We start from the raw sequence: 22,880 nt of genomic DNA on the forward strand, positions 1-22,880 counted from the left end.
TATAGAAATAACGCTGTACAATCAACTTTTCTCTTGTTATAATTATGAATAAAAGATGAATTAATGGTTTTAAGATATTTTTTTGTTACATAATATATAGAATGGAAGGAAAGGTCATGCATCGGGTGGTGGACTTACACGGTTGTATTTTGCCGGGCGTATCGGGCGCAGAGAAGCCTCAAACGTTGGCGGAATCCGTACAGATGATTAAATCTTTAGTTGCACAGGGAATTACAGATATTTTTAGTGCACCTACTGTGACGACAGATATGGGAATTGATGAGTGGACATATATGGAATCTTTATTAAAGGATCTGCGCCTCGCTCTAAATAAAGAACATGTAAATGTTACTATTCATGATGGTGCTCGTGTTATGCTCAGCGATGATATGATATCCTATATCAAAACACACCGAACTCAATATTTATTGGGGCAGAGCCATTTTATGCTTGTAACTGTTCCTGAAAACAGCAAGACTCATCATATTAATGCATGGCTGTTGGCATTGTTAAATTTAGGAATTATACCTATTATCAGCGATTTGGAAGCACATCGTAATTTATTCGCGCAGCCTGAGCAATTATTGGAATGGGTGGATAAAGGAATTCTGATTCAATGCAGTATGGCATCGTTTGATATGAGTTCGCCTAATTATCGTAGAGCGGGTGAACTGTATAGAAACGGACTTATTCATTTCTTCGGATCCGGCAGCTGTGACAATGTGTTGGCATATAGAGAGTATATGGAGTCCATATCTCGACTCGATAGTACGTATAAACAGGATTTGTTATCTGATGTACAGCTAAATGAGCGCGATCTGCTTGCTAATCGTGTGTTTTATCCGCATGTACCGTCCCGTTGGGTAGGGGGAAAAGGAAATTTCTGGACTCGTTTATTCGGGTTTACTCTATAAGTTATAACAGGGTTCCTGTATTCTAGTGATATGGATACAGGAACCCTTTTCCACTTTATATAGTATTTATTATTGAAATTAGCCACTATATATAGTATACTTAGGGGGCGGTAAAAATTAAGGAGTTCACGATGATTTCTGGAATTTTTTCGTATGATAAATATGGGTTACCATATTTTGGTCTTTAAATATATAGTTTTTAGGTAACAAACTGGGGAGGTTGCCAAAATGTTGCAGGTTATTAAACGGGATGGTACGCGGGTGCCATTTGATAAACTCAAGATTGCCACAGCTATTGAAAAGGCTGAGCATAGTAGTACAGGGTTGTACGAAGAGGGACTGGCACAACGAATCGCCGATGAAATCGAAGAATACGCTAATAAACTTCATAAAGATATGACGATTTACGCCATTGAAGATCAAGTGTACTATAAGTTAATTGAGTATCATAATCCTGCAACGGCACGTGCCTATGAAGGTTATAAAGCTGTGCAGGCGTTCAAGCGCCGTCAAAATACAACTGATGAAGATGTAATCGGTTTGTTGGATCGCAGTAATGTAAATGTATTGGATGAAAACTCCAATAAGGATGCGGCTATCGTATCTACGCAACGCGATCTTATCGCCGGTGAAGTATCAAAGGATATCGCACGTCGTAAGTTGATTCCTACGGATATCTTGGAGGCGCACGACAGCGGTGCTATTCATTTCCATGATATGGACTATATCATTCAGCCTATGTTCAATTGCTGTTTGATTAATTTAGAGGATATGTTGACTAACGGCACTGTTATCAATGGTAAGAAAATTGATACACCGAAGTCTTTCCAGGTGGCCTGTACGGTAACGACACAAATTATTGCACAAGTGGCATCCGGTCAGTATGGTGGTCAAAGCATCAATGGTATTGATCGTATTCTGGCGCCGTTTGTACGTAAGTCCTATGAAAAAATCCTCAACAATGTCATCGAAGAACAAGTTGAGATTTACGGTATGGAGCCAAATATGGAAAAGGCTCGTGAAATTGCGTGGAAACGTACGCGTAAAGAGGTAAAGGACGGCATTCAGACCATTCAATACCAAATCAATACATTGATGACGACGAACGGACAATCCCCATTCGTTACATTATTTATGTATTTTCAACCGGATTACGAATATGCCAAAGAGGCGGCTCTTATTACAGAGGAGATTTTACGTCAACGTATTAAGGGCGTAAAAAATGAAGCCGATGTATATATTACACCGGCATTCCCTAAGCTTATATATGTGCTGGATGAGCATAATATAAAACCAGACAGTCCATATTACTATTTAACGGAACTTGCTGCACAATGTACGGCTAAGCGCATGTACCCTGATTATATTTCCGCGAAAAAAATGAAGGAAAATTACTCAGGTAATGTATTCAGCCCTATGGGATGCCGCTCCTTCTTATCTCCATGGAAGGATGAAAATGGTGAGTATAAGTTTGACGGGCGTTTTAACATCGGTGTAGTGAGCTTGAACCTGCCTCAGATCGGCATTTTGGCCCGCGGCAGTGAAGAACGATATTTTGAAATTTTAGATAAACGTCTTGAACTGGCGGAAAAAGCGTTGATGCTTCGCTATGAATTACTTAAGGATGTGGTGAGCGATGTGTCGCCAATCCATTGGCAACACGGTGCTATTGCACGACTTAAAAAAGGCGAGAAGATTGCTAAATTCTTGACCGGCGGTTATGCGACTATCTCCTTGGGATATATCGGCATTTATGAAGCGACCCGTTTGATTACAGGTGAATCGAATACGGGTGAGAAGGGGCGCGTTTTTGCGATGAAGATCATGGACCGCTTAAATGCGGCTGTTGATGAATGGCGCGCTAAACATAATATGGGCTTTGCTTTATACGGAACTCCCGCTGAAAGTCTAACGCATCGATTCTCCTCTTTGGATCGCGCTCGCTTCGGTATTATTGAGGATATTACGGATAAAGGTTATTATACTAACAGTTATCATGTAAGCGTACGAGAAGAGATTAATGTATTTGATAAATTCTCTTTTGAATCGGAATTCCAGAAGAAGTCTACCGGCGGTTGTATTTCGTATGCAGAAATCCCGAATATGACAAATAATATTCCTGCTGTATTGACGATGATACAATATATTTATGATCATATTTCTTATGCAGAGTTTAATACAAAATCGGATTATTGCCATGAATGCGGCTTTGATGGAGAAATTAAAGTCAATGACAATAACGAATGGGAATGTCCGCGTTGCCATAATACGAACCGTGATAAATTGACGGTTATTCGACGTACTTGCGGCTACTTAGGGGAAAACTTCTGGAATGAAGGTCGGACTAAGGAAATTAAAGATCGTGTAATGCATATTTAATTAGTTTTATGAGCCCTAGGTGCGTTTGATTGTAACTTTCGTAGTTTATAACAAATATTATTGAGAAGTTACATAAAGAATAACATTTGAGAAGTTACATATAGAGTTACATATCAGTAAAGCATGAATTGTAAAGGTGTAAATTTAACGAATATAATTTGTAAAAGCTGTGCTAATAGGCACAGCTTTTACTATATGAAAAATAAATTGAAATATATCTATATGTTGTATGGATAGAACAAAACTATATAGAAATCAAAGTTGATTTGGGTTATTGTATGGGGGCTGTTACTATGAGATACGGACAAATTAGACAATATGATATAGCTAACGGAGAAGGCATAAGAACCTCCATCTTTGTGACCGGATGTACGCATTGCTGTTATAACTGCTTTAATGAGGAATATCAGGATTTCAATGCGGGCAAGCTGTGGACACAGGCGGAAACGGATTTGGTCGTATCCTATGTTAAAGATTCTAATTGCGCAGGTCTTACCTTGCTTGGGGGGGAGCCGTTCCAAAATGTACAAGGGTTATTGCCTGTTGTTCGAGCCGTACGTGCAGCGGCGCCGGAAAAGAAAATTTGGGCTTATTCAGGCTATGAATTAGATGATATACTTGAGGATGAGTTGAGGAGCGCTTTGTTAAAGGAAATCGACATCCTTGTGGATGGTCGTTTTGTGGATGAATTAAAAGATCCGGGATTGCGATTTCGCGGTTCCTCTAATCAACGTATCATTGATGTTAAAAAAACCTTAGAAGCTTGTGAAGTTGTATTGGCAATGGAGTAAATATGACATTTGATAAACGATTAATAGGCCTTATTATTATAGTAGGGTTCATTGCTGGTCTTGTGGGTGCTTCGTATACCCATCTTTTACATGCTGTTCAACATTTCGTATATCATTATTCTGCAGCGGAACATCTGAGTTTTGGTGCCGCCGTAGCTCGCGTAGCACCGTTGGAACGATTGTTTGCTCTCATGGTTTGTGGCGTTGTCGGCGGGATAGGGTGGTTCCTGATTCATCGATATGGTCCCGGGATTGTAGATATAAAGGCAGCAGTTGCCGGTAAAATGGATATGCATCCTATTACAACGGTATTACATGCGACATTACAAATTATTACCGTAGGCATAGGTTCTCCATTGGGCAGGGAAGTGGCGCCTCGGGAGGCGAGTGCAGGAATTACGACCTTTTTAGTAGATCATTTTGATATAACGCGGGAAGATCGACAGTTATTGATTGCCTGTGCCGCCGGGGCGGGGCTGGCAGCCGTTTATAATTCACCTTTATCAGCGGCTATTTTTACGCTGGAGACATTGTTACTTACATGGAACGTGCGTTCTATGAGTGCCGCTCTATTATGCTGCGGTTTAGCAACGTTGGTTACGAGACTCGCCGGCGTGGGAGATGTCATTCAATATACAATGGCACAGCCGAGCCTAGGCAGTCATTATGAAGAGTTTTCCATTGCGTTAGGTGCAGTTATCGCTATCGGTGTTGTCGTATTTAATATAACGCAAAGTAAGTTGCCCGCATTTCATCGCAATAGCCCTGTTATGATCGTTGTTTCTATTATTGCATTTACCTTAATCGGTGCATTATCCATGTATTATCCTGAAATTCTTGGCAATGGCAAGGCCGGTAACGAATTAACATTTGCTAACGATATAACTTGGACATATGCGTTAGGGCTCTTCGGTTCAAAATGGATAGCTGTTCTTTTAGCATTAGCCGCGGGGGCTTACGGTGGTCGCATTACGCCGTCTATGATGTTAGGTAGTACCTTGGCCATTGTATTCGGTACATTTTGGTCCATAGCTGTGACTCCGATTTCTCTTGGAATGGCTGCTTTCATAGGGGCTGTTGCATTTCTAGGCTTAGCGCAGAAGATGCCCCTCGCATCATGTGTGTTTATGTTAGAACTATCGCGTTTTTCCGTTGAGATGCTATTCCCGATTGCATTGACCATGGGTACCGCATTGATGGTGGAACAAATAATACAAAGCAGATTGGCGCGATCGTAAGTGCATCCGATCAGATATGTTTTACTGAAGTTGATTTATAATTTCCTAAATTATAAAAAGGACAGTTGATTACTTGAATAACCTGCATTTCCAAAAATGTTTGAATTTTGGTGTTCGGTCCAAGCTCGACTGTCCTCTTTTTATGTGGTTGAATTATTGCTATATGCTAAACAATCTTGGCATTTTTGTCGTATTCTTCACCGCCTGCATTGGGAAGCATACCGTACTCTATGGTCCACAGATGTTTGTATTTCAATGCCTGGTTGTGAATGCGTTCGATTTGGGTGGCATCTGTGCGTACTATGCGTGCCGGGATTCCGACTACTAATGAGTTTGGAGGGATAACCGTGTTTTCCTTTACTACTGCACCGGCAGCAATGATAGAGCCCGAGCCTATATGGCAACCGCTTAAAACGATAGCCCCCATACCGATGAGTACATTATCCTCTACAGTTGTAGCATGAACGATAGCACCATGGCCTACTGTTACATAATCGCCCAGAATACATGCTTTATCATCATCTACATGTAAAACAGAATTATCTTGAACATTGGAATAACGACCAACGATGATTTTATTGACATCGCCGCGAAGCGCACAGTTTTGCCAAATGGATGCATATTCTTTTAATTCTACGTCGCCCGCTAGTTCAGCACCGGGCATAACGCAGCTTTTAGGGTCTAATTTGGGATATTTTCCGTGAAATGGTAACATGTATTACTCCTAGCTTAAATATTAAATGACATCGATGAAACGTTGTGCCTTACGAATGGACATGATTGCTTCATTCATAACCGTTTGAACGATGACGCGTGCCGGTTCAATCTTGTTGAGTCGATTTAAGCCTTGTCCGACCTGAACGGCACCGTTTACAACATCACCGTCGATAGCAGCTAATTTATTTGTGCCTTGAGACATTTTGGTGCGTTCTTCCGGTGTGGTTACGCCATCGGTTTCCGCTGCAAGATAGCGCGTAGTGAATTCATTTTTTAAGCTGCGAACACCACCGTGGCCGGAGAGAAGCCCCGTTACAACCGAGTCCGTATCGGTTGCTTTGATGATGGCTTCTTTCATATTTGGATGGGCATGACATTCTTCAGCTAACAAGAAACGGGACCCCATCTGAACACCTTCTGCACCCATTAATAAAGCGGCTGCAAGGCCTCGCCCATCAACGATAGCACCTGCTACTACAACGGGAATAGAGATTTCCGGCAGAATATTTTCCATTAAAGACATAGTTGTTTGCGTGCCGATATGTCCGCCTGCCTCCATGCCCTCCACGATAATCGCATCTGCACCGGCATCCGCGATACGTTTAGCCAGCTTTAAGGACGGTACGACGGGGATGACTTTAATTCCCGCATCTTGAAACGGTTTGATATACGGTACGGGATTACCTGCACCGAGTGTAACAAATGCAGGTTTTTCGGCGATGATTATATCTACGAGTTCATCCTTGTTAGGGGCCATCAGCATGAGGTTTACGCCAAAAGGTTTATCCGTTAATTTTTTGCAGGCCCGAATTTCATTGCGTGTCCAGTCCGCATCCCGCCCGCCTAGAGCGATGACGCCGGTGGCTCCGGCGTTAGCGACGGCGGCCACGAGTTCGTGTTCCGATACCCAAGCCATGGCACCCTGAATGATAGGGTATTCTATTTGTAAAAGTTGTGTTAATTTTGTTCTCATACATCCTCCTAGAATAACTAATTTATGGTTTTCGCATATAAAACGGCGATATTTATAAGTACATACTTATATAACTCATATGATAAGTATCGATATAAAATCATATCTTACTTATATAACATATAATAGTATAATAGTGAAATTCTGTATATAGACTTTTCTCGTTTGATATAATACAGAAGATAATTGATAATATATTTCAGTAAAGACAGGCAGAATAAAACCGCATATTATTTATGCTTTTTAAATATTGTGAAAACTAAAAAAATAAGAAAATGAGTATTGAAAAGTTTCGATATCTTTGATATACTACATTCAGATGAAGTATCTGAACTATTGAAAGATAAAATGTTAATCATAATTTTCAAGTGAAGGAGGAAATACACATGGAAAAATATGTATGCGTAGTATGCGGTTGGGTTTATGATGAAGCTGTAGAAGGTGTAAAATTCGAAGATCAACCGGCTGATTATGTTTGCCCAATCTGTGGTGTTGGTAAAGACCAATTCGAAAAAATGTAATTGATTTACCGAAAAGGCTATCTTAAGCGGACTTGAGATAGCCTTTTTTATTTGACAAAGCACAATGTCGTGTTTATAATATTATAAGTCGAGGTAAGATTATGAAACTGCAAGTAGAGCAAGCAAAAGAACATATAGGAAAGAAATTTCCTTATAGCTATACGATGCCAGCCTCTATACTTGGCGACGTAACTGCTTTTCCTTGGAGCCGTCATGATATAACCATTAGTGGTGAGTTTTGGTATGATGGTCAAAACTACATTGTCCACGGTTCGATCACATCTAAAGGTGATTATGAGTGTTCTAGGTGTTTAAACATAACGGAACATAATCGTAATGATTTCTTCGAAGAAGTCTTTAGTGATGGTCGGGTTACAGAGGATGATGTGATTCCTTTCGATGGAGAGGAAATTGACTTGACCGAACTGATTAGGGATACATTAATCATCAATGAACCCTCTCAAGTGTTATGTCAGGATGATTGCAAAGGATTGTGCGTTCATTGCGGAGCAAATTTAAATGTTTCACCTTGTTCTTGTGAATCCTTTGTGGTGGATCCTCGATTTGCAGAGTTACGTGCTTTGCTTGATGAGAAAGATGATAGATTGTCCTAATGATTGTATTAAGGAGGTGCAGATAATGGCAGTACCTAAGCGTAGATTGTCTAAATGCCGTCGCGATCGTCGCCGTGCTAATTGGAAATTGGAAGCTCCTGGTTATGTAGCATGTCCACAATGTCACGAACCTAAGATGCCTCATCGTGTTTGCCCTACATGTGGTCACTATAAAGGTGAACAAGTAGTAACTAATGCTTAATAAGTAAGCCGAGAAAAGAACGTCTGTTTAACAGGCGTTCTTTTTTTGCGTTTTATAGTCGGCTTTTATATTTCGGATAAAATAAATACAACAAAAATATAAAATTATTACCATATTTGGTAGATGGGTTTAAAATTCTTACCATATATATGAAAAGTCTTGCCAATGAGGGAAATATTGTATATACTTAGTATGTAATATTAGTACTAGGTCATAAAAGGTGGTCCCATGAGTCGGTTGAAGAAACAAGAGCGCCAAAAGCAGTTGCAAGAAAAACTGAATATCACGCCATTTCTAACTGATGAAGATTTGGCCTCTCACTTCAGTGTGAGTGTGCCGACTATTCGTTTGGATCGACTGGAATTGGGTATTCCTGAATTACGTGAGCGTATTCGCGTGATGGCTACAGGCGGTTATACGCCGGAAACAGCGGAACATTTGCCGTATGAAGTAGTGGGAGAACTGATTGATGTTACCGCAGGGCAACAGGCGTTATCCATGTTGCGCACAACTGTGGATATGGAGGATCAGTTCGGTTATATAGAGCCTCAGTATTTATATGCGCAAGCAAATTCCCTAGCAAAAGTCGTCATGGGGACGACCGTTTGTTCGGCGGAAGTTGGAAATATAAAGTATAAAAGCCCTGTAAGAGCCGGTACCAATCTGGTGGCAAAAGCAGAAATTGTTCGTCGCCGTGGAAATAAGTTCTTTATTTGGGTCATCATAAGAGATAAAATAAAAGAAGTATTTCGAGCAAAATTTATCATGGAATCCATAGAGAATAGGGTGTAAATTATGAAAATCGCAGTAGACGTCATGGGAGGCGATTTTGCTCCTTTGGAAACCGTTCTGGGCTCCATTGAAGCCGTACGAGAAAATAGTCACATCGAAGTGGTTCTCGTAGGTGATGAGCAGCAAATTTTTGATATATTAGAAGCTAATAATGAAGCGAATAATTCGCGTATTTCCGTGCATCATGCCAGTCAAGTTATCGGCATGGATGAACATCCGGGCCAGGCATTACGTAAGAAGAAAGATGCGTCCGTTGTCGTTGCAACTTCATTAGTGAGAGATAAAGCCTGTGATGCCGTCATCGCTCCCGGAAGTACCGGTGCTGCTGTGGCCGCGGCTCTTTTCGGCTTAGGTCGAATCAAGGGCATTGATAGACCGGTTATTGCAACACCGATGCCCACGGTGAACGGTATTACGGTAATGCTGGACTCCGGTGCTAACTCCAATAGCAAACCTAAACATCTTGTACAGGGGGCTTTGATGGGGTCGGAATATGCAAAGCTGTTATTAGGCAAAGATAACCCTACAGTAGGATTATTAAATATCGGCGAAGAAGCTACAAAGGGAAACGAAGTCGTTTTGGCTACATATCCTATTTTAGAGAAAATGAAAACCATCAACTTTAAAGGGAATGTAGAAGGCCGCGATATACCGAAAGGGACCGTAGATGTTGTCGTATGTGACGGTTTTGTAGGTAATGTAATTTTAAAGTTTGCTGAAGGTCTGGTTACGGGCTTAACACAACTTATAAAAGAAAGCATTATGGCGAGCGGTATTTTCGCAAAGCTTGGTGCTATGCTTGTAAAACCGGCTTTGAAGCATATCGCGAAGAAGATAGATCACACAGAAAATGGCGGTGCTCCGCTTTTAGGGGTTAATGGTGTGTTTATGATTGCCCATGGCAGCTCCAAGGCTAAGGAAATCAAGACGGCTATTACTATTGCCGGAGATTTGGTGGATCGTAAAATTATTGAACACATTCAACAAACGATAGAAATTGAAGGAGCTTTAAAATATGAGTATGATGAGTAAACCTGTAGGAATTATTGGTACAGGCAGCTTCCTTCCTGACAATGTGGTAACAAATTTTGATCTTGAAAAAATGGTCGATACTAATGACCAGTGGATCAGAGAACGTACAGGTATTGAAGAACGCCGCATTGCACCGGAAGGCATGAACACATCTTATATGGCGGCTGAGGCAGCAAAAAAAGCCATGCAGATGGCTAAAGTTAATGCAGAAGACCTCGATATGATTATCTTCGCCACTTTGACACCGGATATGATTATTCCTTCTGCTGCTTGTGTGTTGCAAGCAAATTTAGGAGCAAAAAATGCAGCGGCTTATGATTTGCAGGCGGCTTGCTCCGGCTTTGTCTATGGATTGATTACGGCAGCAAGTTATATTAATTCTGGAATTTATAAAAAGGTACTTGTCGTGGGCGCTGAAATTCTATCACGTCGAGTTAACTGGAATGATCGCGGTACATGTATTCTCTTCGGCGATGGTGCAGGAGCGGCCGTTGTTTCTGAAGTTCCTGAAGGATATGGTATCAAAGGCATCGATATGGGCGCCGACGGTACCGGTGGTTCATCTCTTTGTATACCTGCCGGCGGTACAGCTGTTATTGCTAATGATCAGCGTGTAGAGGAAGGGTTGACTTTCATCCATATGGATGGGCCTGAAGTATATAAGTTTGCAGTTAAAACAATGGGACGCACCGTTTTAAAATCTTTAGAATGTGCTCATATGGATTTAGAGGATTTGGATTTCTTTATTCCTCATCAGGCGAATATTCGGATTATTGATTCGGCTGCAAAACGTTTACATATGCCGAAGGAAAAAGTATTTGTTAATTTACATAAGTATGGTAACACATCTGCCGCGTCCGTAGCGATTGCTCTTGATGAAGCCTGGCGTGAAGGACGTTTCAAACGCGGTGATAATGTTGCGTTTGCAGGATTTGGAGCTGGTCTTACATGGGCGAGCCTAGTCTTGAAATGGTATTAAGGAGGAAACATCGAGATGATTAAGACTGATATTTGTGATTTGTTGCAGATTGAGTATCCGATCTTTCAGGGCGGTATGGCTTGGCTCGGTACTGCAGAACTTGCGGCAGCTGTTTCTGAGGCCGGCGGTCTCGGCATCATCGGTGCAGGTCATATGCCTCCTGATGTGTTCCGCAATGAAATTCATAAATTAAAAGAACGGACAAGTAAACCTTTTGGCTGTAACATCATGTTAATGTCTCCGTTTGTAAAAGAAGTAATGGAAGTTGTTCTGGAAGAACACGTTCCTGTCATCACAACCGGTGCAGGTAATCCAGGGGTTTATATTCCGGCGTTGAAAGAGATCGGTACGAAGGTCATTCCTGTAGTGGCATCCGTGTTGCTTGCTAAACGTCTGTTGCGCGGCGGTATTGATGCGATTATCGCGGAAGGTACTGAATCCGGCGGTCACGTAGGTGATATTACGACGATGGCGTTGATTCCGCAAGTTGTAGATGCCGTTGATGTACCGGTTATTGCAGCCGGCGGGATTGCAGATGGTCGCGGCATGGCCGCTGCATTTGCATTGGGCGCTAAAGCGGTGCAAATGGGGACTCGTTTTGTATTATCCGAAGAATGTATTGCTCACGAGAATTATAAGAATGCCGTGTTGAAAGCAAAAGATCGCGCTACGGTTATGACCGGTCTTACGACAGGTCATCCGGTACGTATTATCGATAATGCGTTAGCGCATAAGTATAAAGCGCTTGAATTTAGCGGCGCTTCTAAGGAAGAATTGGAAAGTTTGGGTGCAGGTACACTTCGTAAAGCTGCTATCGACGGTGATGTAAAAGAAGGTTCCGTAATGATCGGTCAAATTTCCGGTATGTTGACGGATGTTAAACCATGTGCAACGATTATTCAGGATATTATGACTGAAGCTGAAACAGTAATTAAAAACCTTCAAGGTCTTAGTAAATAAGGAGGCCCCTATGAAAACGGCATTTGTTTTTCCCGGTCAAGGTTCACAAAAAGTAGGTATGTTACAAGATTTGTATAATGAATATCCTATTGTGAAACAACGTTTTGAAGAAGCTGACGAAGCACTTGGGTATTCTATTACTAAATTATGCTTCGAAGGTCCTGATACAGAGCTTGTAAAGACGGCAAATACACAACCGGCTATTTTGACGGCATCTGTAGCATGCTATGAAATCTTAAAAGAGAAAGGTTTCGCGCCTGACATTGTAGGCGGGCATAGCCTCGGTGAATACAGTGCTCTTGTGGCTGCCGGCGTATTAAAATTTAAAGATGCCGTATATGTAGTTCACAAACGCGGTGAATATATGCAGGAGGCTGTACCTTTGGGGAAAGGTGCCATGGCGGCTATTTTGGCATTGCCTCGTGAAGAGGTTGTGGCTATCTGTAAGGATATCGATGCATCTGTTGGCTCCGTACAGGCAGTAAACTTCAATTGTCCTGGACAAATCGTTATCGCCGGGGAAACGGCAGCGGTGGAAGCGGCGGCGGAAAAAATGAAGGCAGCCGGTGCAAAACGCGCAGTTATGCTACCTGTTAGTGCTCCATTTCACAGTCGTTTGATGGAACCTGCGGCAATCCGCTTAAAAGAGGAATTGGATAAGATTCAGGTGAGTGATGCACAAATTCCTGTAGTTGCGAATGTTACCGGTAAGATTTTGACTAATGCTAATGACATTAAAGAATCTTTGGTTACTCAAGCTGCTAATCCTGTATTATGGGAAGACTGCGTAGCGGAAATGATTAACTTCGGTGTAACTCGCTTCGTAGAAGTGGGCCCTGGTAAAGTGCTTACCGGCTTCACTAAAAAAATCAACAAAGACATGGAATTAGCTAATGTGGAAGACGTTGCATCCTTAGATAAAACGCTTGAATTTTTGAAAGGGGTTCGATAAAATGCACTTAGAGGGTAAAGTAGCCATTGTAACAGGCGCATCCCGTGGTATCGGTCGCGCTGTAGCGATTCAATTAGCACAATCCGGTGCAGATGTCGTAGTTAATTACAGCGGTAGTGAAGGTGCAGCTCAAGAAACCGTTGAAGCTGTACAAGCGCTTGGCCGTAAAGCCATAAAAATTAAAGCTAATGTGGCCGATGCTGAAGAGGTGGCTTCCATGGTGGAAGAAGCTCATAAAGAATTCGGACACATTGATATCCTCGTTAATAATGCCGGAATTACACGTGACGGCTTATTAATGCGTATGAAAGATGATGATTTTGATGCTGTTATCGATATTAACCTCAAAGGTGTGTATCTAGTAACGAAAGTAGTTGCAAAAATCATGATGAAGCAACGTTCCGGACGTATTATCAATATGACATCCGTTGTAGGTGTTATCGGTAATACGGGGCAAACCAATTATGCCGCATCTAAAGCGGGCGTTATCGGATTTACCAAGTCTTGTGCTAAGGAATTGGCAAGTCGTGGTATTACGGTTAATGCTATTGCACCGGGCTTTATCAATACTGATATGACCGATGTATTACCGGAAAAAGTTAAAGAAGCTATGGTTGCTGAAATTCCGTTAGGCCGTATGGCTGAAGCTGAAGAAGTGGCATCGGTAGCAACATTCCTTGCGAGTGATTTTGCTAATTATATTACGGGACAAGTCATCAATGTTGATGGCGGCATGGTAATGTAGTTGTAAAATTTGACTATATATAAACCTACATTGAAAGGAGGTGAACCACTAATGAGTACTTTCGATAAAGTTAAAGCAATCGTTGTGGAACAATTAGGCGTTGATGAAGCTGAAGTTACCATTGATTCTACATTCATCGACGATTTAGGCGCAGACTCCTTGGATATCGTTGAATTGATCATGGCATTCGAAGAAGAATTCAATGTTGAAATCCCTGACGACGTTGCAGAAAAAATCAAAACCGTTAAGGATACAGTAGAATATATTGATTCTGCTAAATAAGCTGTAAAGCTGACAATTCAGCCGAGAGGGGGGCCGAGTGGCCTCCCCACCGGTTTTATTTACAGGAGGATTTGATAGTGAAGCTCCCTGAACTTCGCATTGGGAATCTAGTGGCCAAAGTACCTATTATTCAAGGTGGTATGGCGATTAGATTGTCTACAGCTCGCTTGGCAGCAGCCGTTGCAAATGAAGGCGGTATAGGTCTTATTGCGGCATCCGGTTTGCCTTTTGATGAATTAAGATATGAAATACAATTAGCTAGAAAATTATCACCTACGGGTATTATTGGTATAAATGCGATGGTAGCGGCCACACAATTTGCCGGCCTTGTTAAGACTGCCATTGAAGAGGGCATAGATCTTGTAGTAGCAGGTGCTGGTTTTTCAAGAGATATGTTCGCTATGGGTAAAGAATCCGGTACGCCTATCGTACCGATCGTTTCATCCGCAAAGTTAGCACGCATTTCCGAAGGATTGGGCGCCTCTGCCGTTATCGTTGAAGGTAGCGAGGCGGGTGGCCATCTGGGTACAAATCGTTCAGCTCGGGATATCGTTCCTGAGGTTGTAGCAGCCGTAAAAAAAATACCGGTGATTGCTGCCGGTGGTGTTTTAGATGGTCGCGACATTGTGGATATGTTAAAGCTCGGTGCCAGTGGTGTTCAGATGGGCAGCCGTTTTGCTGCTTCTGATGAATGTAACGCATCCGATGAATTGAAAAAAATGTATGTGCGGGCTACAAAACCTGAGGATATTGTATTAATTCAAAGTCCCGTAGGTTTACCCGGACAAGCCATTAAAAATAAGTTTGCCGAATCCGTATTGGACGGCACAGTAGCACCACCGACGGTGTGTGATAACTGTTTGAAGCATTGCTCACATAAATTCTGCATTATTCGTGCACTTTCACGAGCACAACAGGGCGATGTGGAAACGGGATTGGTATTCTCTGGCAATAATATGAGAAAAGTCGACAAGATTATGCCAGTTAAAGATATCTTTGCTCAATTGAAACAGCAGGTAGCAGAGATTGATTAATTTAAAAGGGCTGTATGTCTATAAGAGGTGGAATAATTGGAAAAACGTGTAGTAATTACTGGCTTAGGAGCAGTGACTCCTGTAGGTATCGGTAAAGAAAACTTTTACAATGCGTTATTAGCAGGTCAATCTGGTATTGGGCCGATTACACGCTTTGATGCATCTGACTATGCAACACGCATTGCGGGTGAAGTAAAAGACTTTGACATTACAAACTATGGAGTAGATAAGAAAGAAGCTCGTCGCATGGACCGTTCCGTAGAATTGGCTATCGGTGCAGCAGTTCTTGCTTGTGAAGACTCCAAACTCGACTTGGATAAAGAAGATTTGGATCGTTGCGGTACTGTTGTTGGTACCGGTATCGGCGGTATCGACTCTATCCATGAAGTATACGAAACACTATTCGATAAAGGTCCTGGTCGTGTGAGCCCATTTGCGGTGCCTATGATGATTGCTAATATGACATCTGCACGCGTATCTATCCGCTTAGGTCTTAAAGGCCCTGTTATTACAGATGTAACAGCTTGTACTTCCGGTACTAATGCAATCGGCGATGCTTTCCGTATCATTCAGCGTGGTGATGCTGATATCATGTTTGCAGGCGGTACAGAGGCCGCCGTATCTCCAGCTGCTGTGGCCGGTTTTGCAGCTATGAAAGCTATGTCCACACGTAATGATGAACCTACAAAAGCATCTCGTCCATTCGATAAAGACCGCGACGGCTTCGTTATGGGCGAAGGTTCCGGTATCGTTGTCCTTGAAGAATTAGAACATGCAAAAGCTCGTGGTGCTCATATCTATGCTGAAGTTGTAGGTTATGGCACAAACGGTGATGCCTATCATATTACAGCACCGGCTCCTGGTGGTGTACAGGCTCGTAAATGTATGGAATTGGCTATTAAAGATGCAGGTATTGATCCGAATGAGGTTAACTACATCAATGCGCATGGTACATCCACAGGTCTTAATGACAAAAATGAGACATTAGCTATTAAGGAATTATTCGGTGACCATGCGAAGAATATCGCTGTCAATTCTACAAAATCCATGACGGGACACTTGTTGGGGGCTGCCGGAGCTATTGAAACTATCGTTGTTGCAATGGCTATTGAAACCGGTAAGGTTCACCCTACAATTAACTGCGATAATCCTGATGAAGGTTTGGATTTGGATTACGTTCGTGAAGGCGCGCGTGATTTACAAGTTAAATGTGCTCTTTCCAACTCTTTCGGCTTCGGTGGTCATAACGGTACAATTTGTGTGCGCCGTTATGAAGCTTAATGGGGGCAGTTGAAGCGCATAAGAGTAAGATGACACAAGCTCGTGAAGAATCTCTTCAGGGGCTTGTTAGTCGTTTAGACATACCTGTTTCAGATATATCCATTATAGATTGTGCATTTACACATACCTCTTATGCGAACGAACATAAATCAAAGCATATTCATCACAATCAGCGCTTGGAGTTTCTCGGTGATGCCGTATTGGATCTTATCATCGGTGAATATTTGTTCAGAACCTATCCGGATATGGCGGAAGGTAGCTTGACCAAAATCAAGGCGGCTACGGTTTGTGAAGACTCTTTGGCTTCCGTGAGTCGCACATTGGATTTAGGTAAATATTTATTGCTTGGACATGGGGAATATGCTTCCGGCGGTAATGATCGAAACTCTATCTTAGCTGATACATTTGAGTCTCTTATCGGAGCCATTTATATTTCTACAGATTACCAAACGGCTATGGCTTTTGTGTTGAAGCATTTGACCGCTTATATAGATCAAGCCTTGGAAGGTAAGCGGGGCAAAGATTATAAAACATTATTGCAAGAGTATGTACAGCGAGATGGGGATAAACATATCGTATATCGTCTACTCAGTGAAAGTGGGCCCGATCATGCCAAAACCTTTCATATGGAGGTTCAGATCGATGGTGTTACCTATGAGGCCGGCTCAGGTAAAAGTAAAAAAATTGCAGAACAGCATGCCGCTCAATTGACCCTGGAACGGTTGATGAATAAATAAAAGCGCCGTATGGCGCTTTTTCTGTATTAAAATAGAGATACCTGGATTACTATAAAAAGAGATATTTAGATTACTATAACTATATTAGATTTTATAAATCAGGAAGCAATAAATCAGAAAGGAGGTGCCTATGAAACCGTACGGTATGATTCCTTTTTTTATACCTCATTTAGGATGTCCCTATATATGTACATTCTGTAATCAGTCACGCATTACGGGACAATCGGAAATCAGTCATCTTACAGCGGACTATATCAGAAAAACAATAGAGGATTACGTAGGCGATAAACGCCGCGACAAGTTCTGGGAGGTCGCATTTTACGGCGGCTCCTTCACAGCTGTTCCCGAAAAAATGCAGAAACAGTTGCTGAATCCGGCTTATGAGGCATTACGAGAGGGATTGATCGATGGGATACGCTGCTCTACAAGGCCTGATGCGGTAGGGATGGAATCCATTGCTTTATTGCAGTCTTATGGTGTACGGACCGTAGAGATTGGCGTTCAGTCCATGAATGAAAAGATTTTAACAGATGCTAAGCGTGGACATACGGCAGAAGAAGTAATCAGTGCAGTACAACGTCTGAAACGATACGATATGATCATTGGTGTACAGCTATTGCCGGGTCTCAAAGGAGAAACGTGGGGGACTTTGTTGGAAACCGCCGTTAAGGTAGTGCAGTTACAACCGGATTTTGTACGGATTTATCCCGTACTGGTCATTGATAATACGGAATTGGCAGATCAATATCGCGCAGGTGACTATACGCCTCTCAGCACGGAACAGGCCATAGAATACTGTGCATTTCTCAAGGAATGGTTTGAGCGTCATCATATCGATGTCATTCGTACCGGATTGCAGAGTACTGATGAACTTGATTCCGGTGAAAGCTTAGTGGCCGGACCGTATGAGCCCGCTATGGGTGAACTGGTGGTGAATGAACAATTCAAGCAACGTATAGAGCACTGTATTGATGAACATATGCTACCGATTCTGACAGTTCGAATTACATACCCTCGCCGCTTGACATCTAAGGTGCGAGGCCTTAACAATCGAAACGTTAAATACTTTCAGAATCAGTATCCGCAGTATGCATTTGAATGGTGCGAAGATAGCACGAGAAATACAGTGTGTTGCTGTATTGATGGCCTACAATATATGTTATAATTAAAGATATGATTATTCGGGATTGTTAGCAGAAAGGAGGCAGTCATGCAATTACTTCGGTTGGAATTAAAGGGCTTTAAATCGTTTGCGGATAAAACGATTGTAAAATTCTCACCAGGAATGACTGCCGTTATTGGTCCTAACGGAAGTGGTAAAAGTAATATTACGGATGCTATGAAATGGGTATTGGGAGAATCCAATGTCCGTAATTTGCGCGGTCAAAAAGCGGAGGATATCATTTTCTCCGGTACGGAAAAACGTAAACCGATGAGTTCCGCTGAGGTTACGCTCGTTTTTGATAACAGTGATCATCAGCTCGATCTCGACATGGCCGAGGTGGCGATTACACGCCGTATTTATCGTACCGGTGAAAGCGAGTTTCTCATCAATAAACGATCTTGTCGTTTAAAGGATATCCATCTTTTATTAGCTGATACGGGCCTCGGAAAGGATTCGATGGCCATCATCGGTCAAAATCGTATCGATGCGATTCTGAACAGTAAGCCGGAAGAGCGTCGTATTATTTTTGAAGATGTGGCCGGGATTTCCCGTTTTAAAATTAATAAGGAAGATGCACTTCGCCGTATTGCAAGCACAGACCGTAATATGGAACGTGTGCGCGATGTGATGGCGACAATCGAGGAGCAGATGGATCCATTGGCGGAGAAGGCCGAAAAGACTAAAACGTATATGGCTCTCAGTCGTACAAAACGAGATTATGATGGCGCTTTGGGCTTTCATAATTATAAAACTTCGGACCGTCTGCTCACGAGATTTGAAAATGATAATATATCCTTTAAGGACGAGGAGATTGAACTACAAACGGAGCTGGCTAAATTAGAAGCACGCCGTCATATGTTACAGTCTTCATCCTCAAAGGAGCAGGAACAGTTAAAACTGTGGGAAACTCAGTACACGGAAAAGCAACGTGATGAAGAACGCTTGTCCGGACAGTTGCGTCTTCTGGAGGAACAGTTAAAGACGGCGCATCGCGAGTTGGACGAAATGACTATGCGTATTAATGAATTGGAAGCAACGCAAAAGGGCGAGGAGCAACAATTACGCATTTTAGATCAACTTTTACAAGATGAAGGAGATCAACTGTCTGAAAAGGAAGAACAGTTAGAGAAATTGGAAGCCGCCTATAATTCTGCTGTTGAAGCTGTATCTACAGAACAGGAGAGGTTTCAATCCTTGCAGTCTGATCGTGATACCTTTGAGAAACGTCAGTTAGAAGTGGTCAGTGCGATTGAAACGGCTAAGGCCGGATTGCGCAGCCTGGAAGCTCGTAAGGCAGAATGTGTTGCTCAATGCAGCGTGCTGGAGACTGAAATCGGTCAGGTAGAAAAAGAGCTCCATGTCGCTCGTGCCGAGTATGAACAATTAGGTCAGGATTTCAAAACCTTATCGGCTCAACGTGAAGCGCTCATAGAACGTGCGAAAAATGCATCTGTACAGATACGAGAAGGTCAAAAAGAATTACAGAAGCTGCGCACGCAGGAGCAGCGCACGAAAGGCCGATTGGAACTGTTGGCTCAATGGGAAGAGCAGCATGAAGGTTATTTGGAAGGGACCAAGAATATTCTGAACGGAAAAGGTTCATGGCGAAGTCAAATAACAGGCGCCGTCGGTGATCTTTTTACCGTAGAGGATAAGTTTACGACGGCTATCGAGACGGCTTTAGGCGGCAGCGTGAATCATGTGGTTACGACTACTGCGCGGGCTGCATCGGATGGGGTTAATTATTTAAAATCCATGCAAGGCGGTCGTGTTACCTTTTTGCCTATGGATTCCGTAAAAGGAAAGCCTTATGATACACCGGCTCTCACTGAATCCTGTGTACTGGGAACGGCTGTTGACTGTATTTCCTTTGATAATCAATATGCTCATATCTTTCAATATTTATTGGGACGAACATTGGTGGTTACATCCATGGATGATGCCATTGGGTTGCAGAAAAAATACCACCACCAGTTGCGTATCGTTACGTTAACCGGTGAACAGTTTCAACCGGGCGGCTCTTTAACGGGCGGGGTTACAAAGCGGAAACGTGCATCCGTTATGAGCCGTAAGGAAGAAGCAGCTACTTTAGAACGTGAATTAGAGCATATCAGAGAGCGGATCCGGAGCTTGACATCGAATTTAGAGCGTCTTGAGTCCTCCGTCGAAGAGATGGAAAAGGAACGAATTGGTCTTGATGAACGGTACCAACATACGAATTTACTTTATGTGGCGGGAGAAACAAAGGTTCAGAATATACAGAATCAAGTGGACCGTAAGCGACGTGTCCTTAATGCCGAACAAGAGCGGTTGGTACAAATCGATATCGATTCGGCTACGACACAAGCAAATTTGAAACAACAGGAACAGACCTTGGAAAGCCTGCAGGCATCTCACGGTGTAGATGGCAATCAAGGTGCCTTAATGGATCGATTAACGAGTTTGCAAAAGGTGCAGCAGGAAGCTTATGAAGCTTTCACGGAAGTACGACTTACATGTGATACACTGAGACAGAACATTAAGGAGCGACAAAGCCAGCGCGAACAACGGACTCAGTCTATTGAAAGTATCGCTGCCCGATTGGTACCGTTAAAGGAATTACTGGCGAGCACGCTTATTCGCTGTGAAGAGGAGTTGCCGAAGACTCAAGAGTTGATACAGTCGGAATTGCAGGCTGTTATCGAAGAGGTAGAGCGTTTGCGTATATTGCGCGATGAAGCGTATGATAAAACCTCTACAGGTCGAGAGGAATTGGAATCTATCTTAAGTGAACAGGATCGATTGAATCAACGGTACAAAGTTGTTCAGTCCCGTCTTGTCGATATGGAAGGTAAAATTACTCGTCATCGCATGGATTGTGAGCGATATGTAGAGGAACTGCAAGAGTTAGGCTTCACCTTGGAAGATGCCCAAGGTATCCGATTGGAAGGTTCCGTGTCGGACTGGAAGGATGAACAGGCTCGTTTGATGGCGGAAATCGCCGAATTGGGTCCTGTGAATCCGAATGCGGTTGAAGAGTATGAAGAAACAAAGACTCGATACGACTTTTTAACGAATCAGCTGTCTGATCTGGAGACGGCGAAGGCTCAGCTGCAAGCTGTTATCGCTGAAATGGATAAAGCCATGAGTACACAGCTGTATGATGTATTGGATGTGGTCGGCAAGGGATTTCAGGATGTATTCAGTCAATTATTCGGTGGCGGGACGGCTCAAATTGTATTAACCGATCCGGAAAATATTTTGACGGGCGGCATTGATTTTTATATACAACCGCCTGGGAAGAAGCGCCAGCAATTGACGTTGTTATCGGGTGGTGAACGGGCTCTTACCGTTATCGCATTATTGTTCTCATTCCTCAACTATCGTCCGGCACCGTTCTGTGTACTTGACGAAGTTGATGCCGCATTGGATGAAGCAAATGTAGATCGATTCAGTTCGTATCTGAATCGTATAAATAAAGAAACGCAGTTTATTGTCGTAACTCATCGCAAGAAAACAATGGAAGCCGCCGAAGTATTACAGGGCGTGACCATGGTGGAACGCGGGGTATCGCGATTATTGACGGTTTCATTTGAAGATGTGAAGGAGGATCTGGCATAATGGCATTTGGATTCTTTGATAAAATTAAGGACGGCTTGGAGAAAACTCGTAAGTCCTTTGTCAAAAATGTTGAAAGCATTATCATCGGTTATGCTCAAATCGATGATGACTTTCTTGATGATTTAGAGGCGGTTATGCTTACGGGTGATCTCGGTCCGAAAACGACGGAATACCTGATGAAAGAAATCCGTCGCGGCGTAACGGAAGGCATCATCAACAATACAGGTGATGTTATGCCTTTTATGGAGGACCGTATCACGGAAATGCTCGTCGATCAGGAGGATGAAATTACATTACATCATCCGGAGGTGATCCTCGTCGTAGGTGTTAACGGCGTCGGGAAGACGACGACCATCGCAAAATTGGCAAACTACTATACGAAGGAAGGAAAGAAGGTCATCATCGCGGCGGGGGATACGTTCAGAGCCGCTGCGGCAGATCAACTGTCCATTTGGGCGGATCGCGTAGGTGTACCAATTGTCAAGCATAAGGAAGGGGCCGATCCTGCAGCTGTTGTATATGATGCAATGGAGGCGGCAAAGGCCCGGAATGCGGACCTTGTCATCGTCGATACGGCGGGGCGTTTACATACGAAGGTTAACCTTATGGAAGAACTTAAAAAGATGGGACGCGTAGCTAATAATCATGTGGAAGGGGCTCCGCATCAGACGTTGCTTGTCCTTGACGGTACGACAGGTCAAAATGCTGTCAGTCAGGCAAAATTATTCGGACAAGCAGTTCCCGTGAACGGTATCGTCGTAACAAAACTTGACGGTACAGCCAAAGGCGGTGTCGTTATTTCCATTAAAGAAGAGTTGGGCGTACCGGTTCGTTGGATTGGCGTTGGTGAAGGCATGGATGATTTACGTCCGTTTAATGCGAAGGAATTCGCTAACGCATTATTTAATAAAGGAATGATTCAAGGTGACAAATAAATTTAACCGGGAATTCTTACTTGAATATGTAGAATCG

At 42.8% G+C, this 22,880-nt stretch carries 22 protein-coding genes; 20 read left to right on the forward strand and 2 right to left on the reverse strand.

From position 1 onward, the window contains the following. Positions 1–101: 101 nt before the first annotated feature. From CKV62_RS03485 to CKV62_RS03500, 4 genes are all read left to right on the forward strand, one after another. A complete protein-coding gene (locus tag CKV62_RS03485; RefSeq protein ID WP_231968363.1) occupies positions 102–914 on the forward strand; it encodes a CpsB/CapC family capsule biosynthesis tyrosine phosphatase in 813 nt (270 codons plus the stop codon). A 228-nt stretch (positions 915–1,142) separates the two neighbouring features. Next, positions 1,143–3,293 carry an anaerobic ribonucleoside-triphosphate reductase gene (nrdD, locus tag CKV62_RS03490; RefSeq protein WP_095065712.1) on the forward strand — a complete coding sequence of 717 codons (2,151 nt, stop codon included), beginning with the start codon at positions 1,143–1,145 and terminating at the stop codon, positions 3,291–3,293. Between the two features lie 293 nt (positions 3,294–3,586). After that, complete coding sequence (gene nrdG / locus CKV62_RS03495) at positions 3,587–4,084, forward strand: anaerobic ribonucleoside-triphosphate reductase activating protein (protein WP_095065713.1); 498 nt, start codon at positions 3,587–3,589, stop codon at positions 4,082–4,084. 2 nt (positions 4,085–4,086) lie between these two features. Beyond that, a complete protein-coding gene (locus tag CKV62_RS03500) occupies positions 4,087–5,322 on the forward strand; it encodes a chloride channel protein (protein WP_095065714.1) in 1,236 nt (411 codons plus the stop codon). 166 nt (positions 5,323–5,488) lie between these two features. On the opposite strand, the gene CKV62_RS03505 is transcribed toward CKV62_RS03500, so the two are convergent. After that, positions 5,489–6,037, reverse strand: coding sequence for a gamma carbonic anhydrase family protein (locus CKV62_RS03505; RefSeq protein WP_095065715.1), 549 nt, complete (start codon positions 6,035–6,037; stop codon positions 5,489–5,491). A gap of 21 nt (positions 6,038–6,058) precedes the next feature. Further along, positions 6,059–7,012: a nitronate monooxygenase gene (locus CKV62_RS03510; RefSeq protein ID WP_095065716.1), complete on the reverse strand. Its 954-nt coding sequence runs from the start codon at positions 7,010–7,012 to the stop codon at positions 6,059–6,061. 386 nt (positions 7,013–7,398) lie between these two features. Between CKV62_RS03510 and CKV62_RS03515 the strand changes: the two genes are divergently transcribed. The 16 genes from CKV62_RS03515 to ftsY all read left to right on the forward strand — a co-directional run bounded on the left by CKV62_RS03515 (position 7,399) and on the right by ftsY (position 22,843). Further along, entirely contained in the window at positions 7,399–7,533 is a 135-nt protein-coding gene (locus tag CKV62_RS03515; protein WP_004693422.1) for a rubredoxin, read from the forward strand. Positions 7,534–7,634: 101 nt separating this feature from the next. After that, the gene (locus CKV62_RS03520; protein WP_095065717.1) at positions 7,635–8,147 is read left to right on the forward strand and encodes a YceD family protein; all 513 of its coding nucleotides are present in this window, start codon (positions 7,635–7,637) and stop codon (positions 8,145–8,147) included. 25 nt (positions 8,148–8,172) lie between these two features. Next, positions 8,173–8,349 carry a 50S ribosomal protein L32 gene (gene rpmF, locus CKV62_RS03525; protein ID WP_038114566.1) on the forward strand — a complete coding sequence of 59 codons (177 nt, stop codon included), beginning with the start codon at positions 8,173–8,175 and terminating at the stop codon, positions 8,347–8,349. Between the two features lie 228 nt (positions 8,350–8,577). After that, on the forward strand, positions 8,578–9,141 hold the full coding sequence (fapR, locus tag CKV62_RS03530) for a transcription factor FapR (protein WP_095065718.1): 564 nt from the start codon (positions 8,578–8,580) through the stop codon (positions 9,139–9,141). Between the two features lie 3 nt (positions 9,142–9,144). After that, complete coding sequence (gene plsX, locus CKV62_RS03535; RefSeq protein WP_095065719.1) at positions 9,145–10,173, forward strand: phosphate acyltransferase PlsX; 1,029 nt, start codon at positions 9,145–9,147, stop codon at positions 10,171–10,173. Then, entirely contained in the window at positions 10,157–11,152 is a 996-nt protein-coding gene (locus tag CKV62_RS03540; RefSeq protein WP_095065720.1) for a beta-ketoacyl-ACP synthase III, read from the forward strand. The genes plsX and CKV62_RS03540 overlap by 17 nt, the downstream gene beginning before the upstream one ends. A gap of 15 nt (positions 11,153–11,167) precedes the next feature. Beyond that, the gene (gene fabK / locus CKV62_RS03545) at positions 11,168–12,112 is read left to right on the forward strand and encodes an enoyl-[acyl-carrier-protein] reductase FabK (RefSeq protein ID WP_095065721.1); all 945 of its coding nucleotides are present in this window, start codon (positions 11,168–11,170) and stop codon (positions 12,110–12,112) included. 10 nt (positions 12,113–12,122) lie between these two features. After that, the gene (gene fabD / locus CKV62_RS03550; RefSeq protein WP_095065722.1) at positions 12,123–13,064 is read left to right on the forward strand and encodes an ACP S-malonyltransferase; all 942 of its coding nucleotides are present in this window, start codon (positions 12,123–12,125) and stop codon (positions 13,062–13,064) included. Between the two features lies 1 nt (position 13,065). Further along, the gene (gene fabG, locus CKV62_RS03555) at positions 13,066–13,809 is read left to right on the forward strand and encodes a 3-oxoacyl-[acyl-carrier-protein] reductase (RefSeq protein ID WP_095065723.1); all 744 of its coding nucleotides are present in this window, start codon (positions 13,066–13,068) and stop codon (positions 13,807–13,809) included. A 51-nt stretch (positions 13,810–13,860) separates the two neighbouring features. Beyond that, the gene (locus CKV62_RS03560; protein WP_005376767.1) at positions 13,861–14,091 is read left to right on the forward strand and encodes an acyl carrier protein; all 231 of its coding nucleotides are present in this window, start codon (positions 13,861–13,863) and stop codon (positions 14,089–14,091) included. Between the two features lie 77 nt (positions 14,092–14,168). Beyond that, a complete protein-coding gene (locus CKV62_RS03565; protein WP_054673151.1) occupies positions 14,169–15,125 on the forward strand; it encodes an NAD(P)H-dependent flavin oxidoreductase in 957 nt (318 codons plus the stop codon). 36 nt (positions 15,126–15,161) lie between these two features. Next, positions 15,162–16,406: a beta-ketoacyl-ACP synthase II gene (gene fabF / locus CKV62_RS03570; RefSeq protein ID WP_038114592.1), complete on the forward strand. Its 1,245-nt coding sequence runs from the start codon at positions 15,162–15,164 to the stop codon at positions 16,404–16,406. After that, the gene (rnc, locus tag CKV62_RS03575; protein WP_095065724.1) at positions 16,406–17,143 is read left to right on the forward strand and encodes a ribonuclease III; all 738 of its coding nucleotides are present in this window, start codon (positions 16,406–16,408) and stop codon (positions 17,141–17,143) included. Before fabF ends, rnc begins: the two co-directional genes overlap by 1 nt. 130 nt (positions 17,144–17,273) lie before the next feature. Then, complete coding sequence (locus CKV62_RS03580) at positions 17,274–18,308, forward strand: elongator complex protein 3 (RefSeq protein WP_095065725.1); 1,035 nt, start codon at positions 17,274–17,276, stop codon at positions 18,306–18,308. Positions 18,309–18,353: 45 nt separating this feature from the next. Beyond that, positions 18,354–21,908 carry a chromosome segregation protein SMC gene (gene smc, locus CKV62_RS03585; RefSeq protein WP_095065726.1) on the forward strand — a complete coding sequence of 1,185 codons (3,555 nt, stop codon included), beginning with the start codon at positions 18,354–18,356 and terminating at the stop codon, positions 21,906–21,908. Beyond that, a complete protein-coding gene (gene ftsY / locus CKV62_RS03590; RefSeq protein WP_038114599.1) occupies positions 21,908–22,843 on the forward strand; it encodes a signal recognition particle-docking protein FtsY in 936 nt (311 codons plus the stop codon). The genes smc and ftsY overlap by 1 nt, the downstream gene beginning before the upstream one ends. Positions 22,844–22,880 lie beyond the last annotated feature (37 nt).

The sequence above is a fragment of the Veillonella rodentium genome, from assembly GCF_900187285.1.
In the GTDB taxonomy this organism is placed as follows: domain Bacteria; phylum Bacillota; class Negativicutes; order Veillonellales; family Veillonellaceae; genus Veillonella; species Veillonella rodentium.

What these genes read in the sequence shown, in the direction of transcription:
- CKV62_RS03485 (WP_231968363.1), top strand. Translation starts at nt 102, where the DNA reads ATGGAAGGAAAGGTCATGCATCGGGTGGTGGACTTACACGGTTGTATT.
- nrdD (WP_095065712.1), top strand. Translation starts at nt 1,143, where the DNA reads ATGTTGCAGGTTATTAAACGGGATGGTACGCGGGTGCCATTTGATAAA.
- nrdG (WP_095065713.1), top strand. Translation starts at nt 3,587, where the DNA reads ATGAGATACGGACAAATTAGACAATATGATATAGCTAACGGAGAAGGC.
- CKV62_RS03500 (WP_095065714.1), top strand. Translation starts at nt 4,087, where the DNA reads ATGACATTTGATAAACGATTAATAGGCCTTATTATTATAGTAGGGTTC.
- CKV62_RS03505 (WP_095065715.1), bottom strand. Translation starts at nt 6,037, where the DNA reads ATGTTACCATTTCACGGAAAATATCCCAAATTAGACCCTAAAAGCTGC.
- CKV62_RS03510 (WP_095065716.1), bottom strand. Translation starts at nt 7,012, where the DNA reads ATGAGAACAAAATTAACACAACTTTTACAAATAGAATACCCTATCATT.
- CKV62_RS03515 (WP_004693422.1), top strand. Translation starts at nt 7,399, where the DNA reads ATGGAAAAATATGTATGCGTAGTATGCGGTTGGGTTTATGATGAAGCT.
- CKV62_RS03520 (WP_095065717.1), top strand. Translation starts at nt 7,635, where the DNA reads ATGAAACTGCAAGTAGAGCAAGCAAAAGAACATATAGGAAAGAAATTT.
- rpmF (WP_038114566.1), top strand. Translation starts at nt 8,173, where the DNA reads ATGGCAGTACCTAAGCGTAGATTGTCTAAATGCCGTCGCGATCGTCGC.
- fapR (WP_095065718.1), top strand. Translation starts at nt 8,578, where the DNA reads ATGAGTCGGTTGAAGAAACAAGAGCGCCAAAAGCAGTTGCAAGAAAAA.
- plsX (WP_095065719.1), top strand. Translation starts at nt 9,145, where the DNA reads ATGAAAATCGCAGTAGACGTCATGGGAGGCGATTTTGCTCCTTTGGAA.
- CKV62_RS03540 (WP_095065720.1), top strand. Translation starts at nt 10,157, where the DNA reads ATGAGTATGATGAGTAAACCTGTAGGAATTATTGGTACAGGCAGCTTC.
- fabK (WP_095065721.1), top strand. Translation starts at nt 11,168, where the DNA reads ATGATTAAGACTGATATTTGTGATTTGTTGCAGATTGAGTATCCGATC.
- fabD (WP_095065722.1), top strand. Translation starts at nt 12,123, where the DNA reads ATGAAAACGGCATTTGTTTTTCCCGGTCAAGGTTCACAAAAAGTAGGT.
- fabG (WP_095065723.1), top strand. Translation starts at nt 13,066, where the DNA reads ATGCACTTAGAGGGTAAAGTAGCCATTGTAACAGGCGCATCCCGTGGT.
- CKV62_RS03560 (WP_005376767.1), top strand. Translation starts at nt 13,861, where the DNA reads ATGAGTACTTTCGATAAAGTTAAAGCAATCGTTGTGGAACAATTAGGC.
- rnc (WP_095065724.1), top strand. Translation starts at nt 16,406, where the DNA reads ATGGGGGCAGTTGAAGCGCATAAGAGTAAGATGACACAAGCTCGTGAA.
- CKV62_RS03580 (WP_095065725.1), top strand. Translation starts at nt 17,274, where the DNA reads ATGAAACCGTACGGTATGATTCCTTTTTTTATACCTCATTTAGGATGT.
- smc (WP_095065726.1), top strand. Translation starts at nt 18,354, where the DNA reads ATGCAATTACTTCGGTTGGAATTAAAGGGCTTTAAATCGTTTGCGGAT.
- ftsY (WP_038114599.1), top strand. Translation starts at nt 21,908, where the DNA reads ATGGCATTTGGATTCTTTGATAAAATTAAGGACGGCTTGGAGAAAACT.